This is a genomic window from uncultured Campylobacter sp., from assembly GCF_938045205.1.
Taxonomy (GTDB): Bacteria; Campylobacterota; Campylobacteria; order Campylobacterales; family Campylobacteraceae; genus Campylobacter_B.
Map to the genome: position 1 here is coordinate 1 of NZ_CALIMY010000129.1, position 6,036 is coordinate 6,036.

Sequence of the window (6,036 nt, forward strand, 5' to 3'; positions counted from 1 at the left end):
CTGGACGAACGTAGCGTGCGTGATCGCAAATTTCGGACTTAAAATTCCACTCATCGCGACCGAGCACAACGCGCACGATTATCTGCGAAGCGGGCTTTTTAGCCGCGTGCGCGATCTGTGCTATAAAAAAGCAGACGCGCTTACGGTGCTTACGCGCTCGGACTTTGAGTACTATTCGCGATTTGTCAAAAACTGCTTCGTCGTGCATAACCCCTTTTTCGGCGAGATCTGCGACGCAAAAAGCGCCAAGCGAAACGTGATCTTAAGCGTCGGTAGGCTCGAGCCCGTAAAGGGGTATGAAATTTACTTTGACGCGCTAAGCAGGATCGATAAAAGCCTGCTTGCGAAGTGGGAAATTTTAATCGCGGGCGACGGCTCGCTGCGCGAAAGCTTGCGCGAGCTCGTGGCGCGGCTCGGGCTTGAAGTGCGATTTTTAGGGCATAAGCAGGACGTGAGCGAGCTGTATAAAGAAGCTAAAATTTTTGTGCTCAGTTCGCTTAATGAAGGGCTTTCGAACGTGCTGATCGAGTCTGCATTTTACGGCTGCGCACGGCTTAGCAGCGACACGGCGGGTGCAAAAGAGCTCATAAAGGACGGCCTTAGCGGCATTTTGTTTAAATGCGGCGATGCGAATGAACTTGCGAGCAAGCTTGAAAATTTGATGCGCGATGAGGCGCTGCGAGACGCTCTCGTGCAAAATGCAAATGAAAGCTTAGACGAGTTTTCGCAAGAGCGTATCGTTGAGCTATGGCAGGGCTTGATCGATCGGTTTGCGCGCAAATAGTAGTGCCGTTTATTACGTCGCCGCGGCGCGCAGGGATTAAATTTAAACTTCGGTGTGCTAAGATAGGCTCTTGCGCCCGAGCAAAACGGCGCGTTTAAATTTGCCGCATCGCGCGATGAAATTTAGCCGCTTAGAGCGACGTAAAATGCGCTAAATTTAAACAGATTGCGCGGCGCATGCTCGCGTAAAAAGCGGAACTAAAGCTTAAATTTAGGGCGCGGCAGCGATATTTAAAAGGTAAAGGGATGAAGAAATTAAGCGTTTTTATCTATTCGATGGGAGGCGGCGGCGCCGAGCGCGTCGTAAGCAACCTCTTGGGCGAGCTTACGGCACACTACGAGGTGCATCTAGTGCTGATGAACGAGAGGATTTTTTATGAAATTCCAAGCGGCGTGCAGATTCATTTTATCGAAAAATCAGCCCCTTTTGAAAATGGACTGCTGAAGCTCGCAAAACTGCCGTTTTTGGCGCTGCGCTACAAAAAGCTATGCGAGCGCCTAGGTATCGACATCCACTTCGTTTGGATGAACCGCCCTTGTTACGTGGCGGCGCTGGCGCGAGTTTACGGGCTACGCGGAACGATGATTTTTAACGAATGCTCGACGCCGTCGGTGCTGTATAAAGAGCCGAGCTTTAAATCCAAAATTTCAAAGCTTTTGCTTCGCAAGCTCTATCCGAAGGCTGATTTTATCTTTCCGAACTCGCTTGGAAATTTGCGCGATCTGGCGGATAATTTCGGAATTGACGAGCGCAAGATGAGCGTGCTATACAACGCGATCGATCTGGATGAGATCGGTCGCAAGGCAGGCGAGCAGGTCGCGCAGGAGCGACCGTTTTTCCTAAGCGTCGGCAGGCTCGATGCAGGCAAAAACCACACGCTTTTGATCCGCGCGTATGCAAATTTAAAAAATAATGACAAAGACCTGCTGATCTTGGGCGACGGCGTGCTGCGAGCCGAGCTTGAGGCTCTGATAGAGAAGCTCGGCTTAAGCGGCCGCGTGAAGCTTTTAGGCTTTGACGCAAATCCGTATAAATATATGGCCAGATGCTATGCGTTTGTTTTCGTGAGCCTTTTTGAGGGGTTTTCAAACGCGCTTATTGAAGCTCTTGCGTGCGGCAAGCTCGTGATTTCAAGCGATCATCAAAGTGGCGCGCGCGAGCTTATGGGGCAGAGCGAATGGGGCGTGCTAGTGGGCGTGAACGATCTAGAAAGCACTCAAGCGGCGATGCAAAAAGCGCTGGATGATGAAAATTATGTAAAATTTTATGAGAAAAAGGCTAAAATTAGAGCCTCGTTTTTCGATAAAAAACGGATAGCAAGCGAGCTGATCGCAAAAATAGAACAAATCGACGAAGGAAAATAGGCGTGGGTGAAGAAAAAAAGGCTTTTAGCGTCAGAGAGATCGACGAAGGATCGGACGATCAAAAAGGCGCGCAATCAATGGGTGCTGACAAAGCTGCCTTAAGCGAAAATTTCGCTAGTGAGGGAAATTTTGACGCAGAGTATTCCGCAGGCGGCGGTGAGAATTTTAGCGGCGAAAATGCCGAGCTTAAGGGTAGCGAGGATACCGCGCCTCAGAGCGATAAAAATTCCGCGCTTGATGCAAAAAATTCTGCGAGCAAAAATTCCGCGCACGCCGGCGTTAAAAATTTAAGCGACGATCAAGCGCGCGCTGTTTCTGCAAAAATGCGAGCACAAAAAAAATCCAAAAAGGCTAAAAAATCAAGCGGACGAAATTCTACCTCGGTAAATTCTGAAAATTCCGCAGGCGCAAATTCTACAAACTCAAATTTGAAAGGCACTGCGAATTCCACGAGCAAAAATTCTACAAATAAAAATTCCGCTGGCGTTGCAAACTCTACAAATAAAAATTCCGCAAAAGCCGCTAATTTGGCTAAATTTAAAAATGCGAATTCCGCAAGTGCTTTAAATTCTACAAACGGCATAAATTCTGATAATTCTAAAAGCCCCACAACAGAAAATTCCCAGAATTCTAAAAATCAGTCAGCTGGCGCGCTTCCTGCTAGGCGCAGAATTTTTGGCTTTATAAAAAATTATGAGTTTTCCAAGCATATTTTGCTGATGATTTTGTTTGCGTTTGCCTTTAGCGTGGCGTTTCGCATGTGGTGGGTGCACTGGGCGAGCGGCTTTGCGAACTACTTTTTTTGGGACGGCGAGCTGATGATAAACACCAACGACGGCTACGCCTTTGCAGAGGGCGCGCGCGACCGCCTCGCCGGCTTTCATCAGCCCAACGATCTTAGCTACTTTAGTGCACCGCTTTCGATCGTGACGGCGTTTTTGGCTGAAATTTTGCCCTTTAAAATCGAGACGATCTTCGTTTATCTGCCGGCTTTGTTTAGCTCGCTCATCGTAGTGCCGATATTGCTTATCTCAAGTGAGTTTCGCTGCATGCGCGCGGGCTTCATTGGCGCGCTTGTCGCGAGCGTGGCGAATAGCTACTACAACCGCACTATGGCGGGGTATTACGACACCGATATGCTAAATATCGTGCTTGCGATGTGTATTTTGTGGGCGCTCATCCGCATTTGTACGCGCGGTTCGTGCAGCACGCTGTTTTGGCTGGGCGCGTTTACGATATTTTATATGTGGTGGTATCCGTCCAGCTTCTCGCTAAATTCCATGATGCTCGCCGTATTTTTTGCCTACACGCTGATTTTTAAGCGAAAAAGTGCGGTAAATTACGAAGCGATGATTATCTTTTTGATCGCGCTTTGTTCCACGCCTTTGGTAGCTAAAATTTTAATCTCACTTGCGCTATTTTGGCTCTTTGCGTTTAGAGGAAAGCTATTAAATTTTAAAATTTTAGCGATTATCGGTGCGCTTGCCATAGTCTTTTTCGTCGCAAACGGAGGTCTTAGCCCGATCATCTTTCAGGCGAAATTTTATATCTTCCGCTCCCTTGCGGACAACGCCGATACGGCATTTCATTTTTTCAACGTCAATCAAACAATCCAAGAATCGGGCATCGTGCCAACTAATATCTTTATGGAACGCATCAGCTCGCACGTCGCGGTTTTCGTGATCGCGACGATCGGATATTTAGTGCTTTGCTTTAGGCATAAAGAATTTTTGCTCTCGATCCCGCTTCTGCTTTTGGGCTTTGCGGCGAACAAGGCAGGCCTTAGATTTACGATCTACGCCGTGGGCGTGATGGGGCTGAGCTTCGGATATATTTTGTATTTTTGCGTAAAGCGCTTGGATCTGCCAAAGATCGCGGGACGCGCGATACTGCTAATTTTGCCGGCACTTGCGATCTATCCTGCGTGGCAGCACATCGTCTCGTACAAGGTCGATACGGTCTTTTATCAAAGCGAAGTGCGGGTGCTCGATGAGCTTAAAGATAAAGCGAAGCGCGAGGATTACGCGCTTTCGTGGTGGGACTACGGATACGGCATACGCTATTACAGCGACGTAAAGACCCTCATCGACGGCGGCAAACACCTCGGCAACGATAATTTCCCCGTTAGCTTCGCGCTTTTTAAAGATCAGATGAGCTCTGCGAATATGGCGCGCCTGGATGTCGAATACACCGAGCGCGGATATAGCGAAAAAATTCCAAACAAGCTAAAGCAAATTTTAAAAGATTATAATGCCACAGACGTAAATGATTTTATCTTAAGCTTGGGACTGGCCGATTTTAAGCCGCCAAGGCCTACGCGCGACATCTACTACATCCTGCCCGATCGTATGATGAATATCTTCCCTGTCGTTACGCAGTTTTCAAATATCGACATCACCGACGGCAAGCAGCTGGGCGAGCTGTTTTTCATAACGAGCGATAGGTTTGTTCAGGATCAAAGCGGCGTGCATATGGACAACGGCTTTTCGATCTCGCCGAGCCTTTTAAATTTAGAATATGGCGGCAGAAAATTCGCGATCAATACCTTTTACGAAACGAGCTACGACGCGGGTGGCAAGCTTTCGGTAAAAGAGTTTAATATGGACAGCAGCGCGCAATTTTACGTGATTTTCATGCGCGATTACGGGCGATTTTTGCTGCTAGATAAGACGATGCTAAACTCAAGCTATATTCAGCTTTTTGTATTTGAAAGATATAGGCCCGAGCTATTCGAGCCTGTGATCTTAAGCCCTGCTGTGAAAGTTTATAAATTAAAGCGCTAGATAAATTTTGCCGCAAGCTAAGGAGAAATTTATGAAATTTAATCTCGCAACGCCAAACAAGGAATGCAACAGATGGCTCGCATAGGGTTTTTAAGCCATGCCGATATGAGCTTACATTTCTTTCGTCGCCCGATAATGCAGGCTTTAAAAGAGCGCGGGCACGAGGTTTTCGCAATTGCTCCTCGTGGCGCTTATACGCAGGATTTAGCGCGCGATTTTAATGCCATAACTTACGATCTTGATCGAGCGAGCTTAAATCCGCTTACCGTATTTAGCAACACCAAAGCCCTTGCGCGCGAGCTAAAGAGGCTAAATTTGGACCTGCTGCAAACAGCTGCGCACAAATCAAACGTGTTTGGTACACTGGCGGCTCGAGAGGCGGGTATAAAATATGTGATAAACTTAGTCGAGGGGCTGGGCAGCTTTTATATCGACGATGATATTAAAACAAGGCTTGTGCGAGCGGTTTTGGAGAAGCTTTATAAATTTTCATTTTCGCAGGCGGATGCTTGCGTATTTGTAAACGATGCCGATCCCGATTATATGCTATCTCGCGGGCTTATTGCGAAGCAAAAGGTCATAAGGATTAAAAGTGTAGGCGTAGATGCTGAAAGATTCAATCCCAAAATCGTTAATGCAACGGATTTGGGCGAGGATTTGCACGGCAAAAAGATCGTGCTGATGATAGCTCGCGCGATGTGGCATAAGGGCGTGAGAGAATTCTACGAAGCAGCAGAAATTTTAAAAGATCGATCGGATGCGAAATTTGTCTTTGTGGGCGAGGGCTTTGCGGGCAATAAAAGCACCGCTGATCCTGCGTTTTTGCAAAGCGGTGCGGTGCATTATCTAGGCGCCAGAAACGACGTGCCTGAGCTTTTGAAGGCTAGTTACCTACTGGCACTTCCTAGCTACAAGGAGGGCTTTCCGCGCACTGTTTTAGAGGCGATGAGCATGGCGCGAGCCTGCGTGGTAAGCGATTGCAGCGGCTGCGTAGAAGCCGTGCAAGATGGCGTCAACGGCTTAATTTGCCGCACTCGAGACGCAGAGGGTCTTGCGCGAAAGATCGAAATTTTATTAGACGATACCGCGCTTTGCGAAAGGCTCG

4 protein-coding genes are annotated in these 6,036 nt (G+C 47.9%); all 4 read left to right on the forward strand.

What is annotated here, in order from left to right; translation table 11 throughout:
• Positions 1–784 (forward strand): glycosyltransferase (locus tag Q0198_RS07665; RefSeq protein WP_297896655.1); only part of this gene is annotated, 784 nt, incomplete at its 5' end.
• Between the two features lie 245 nt (positions 785–1,029).
• Positions 1,030–2,148 carry a glycosyltransferase gene (locus Q0198_RS07670; protein WP_297896657.1) on the forward strand — a complete coding sequence of 373 codons (1,119 nt, stop codon included), beginning with the start codon at positions 1,030–1,032 and terminating at the stop codon, positions 2,146–2,148.
• Positions 2,149–2,150: 2 nt separating this feature from the next.
• Positions 2,151–4,931, forward strand: coding sequence for an STT3 domain-containing protein (locus Q0198_RS07675; RefSeq protein WP_297896659.1), 2,781 nt, complete (start codon positions 2,151–2,153; stop codon positions 4,929–4,931).
• Between the two features lie 72 nt (positions 4,932–5,003).
• On the forward strand, positions 5,004–6,036 hold a 1,033-nt coding region (locus Q0198_RS07680; RefSeq protein WP_297896660.1), incomplete at its 3' end, for a glycosyltransferase family 4 protein.

Coding starts and splice junctions, on each gene's coding strand:
- Q0198_RS07670 (WP_297896657.1), top strand. CDS start 1,030: ATGAAGAAATTAAGCGTTTTTATCTATTCGATGGGAGGCGGCGGCGCC.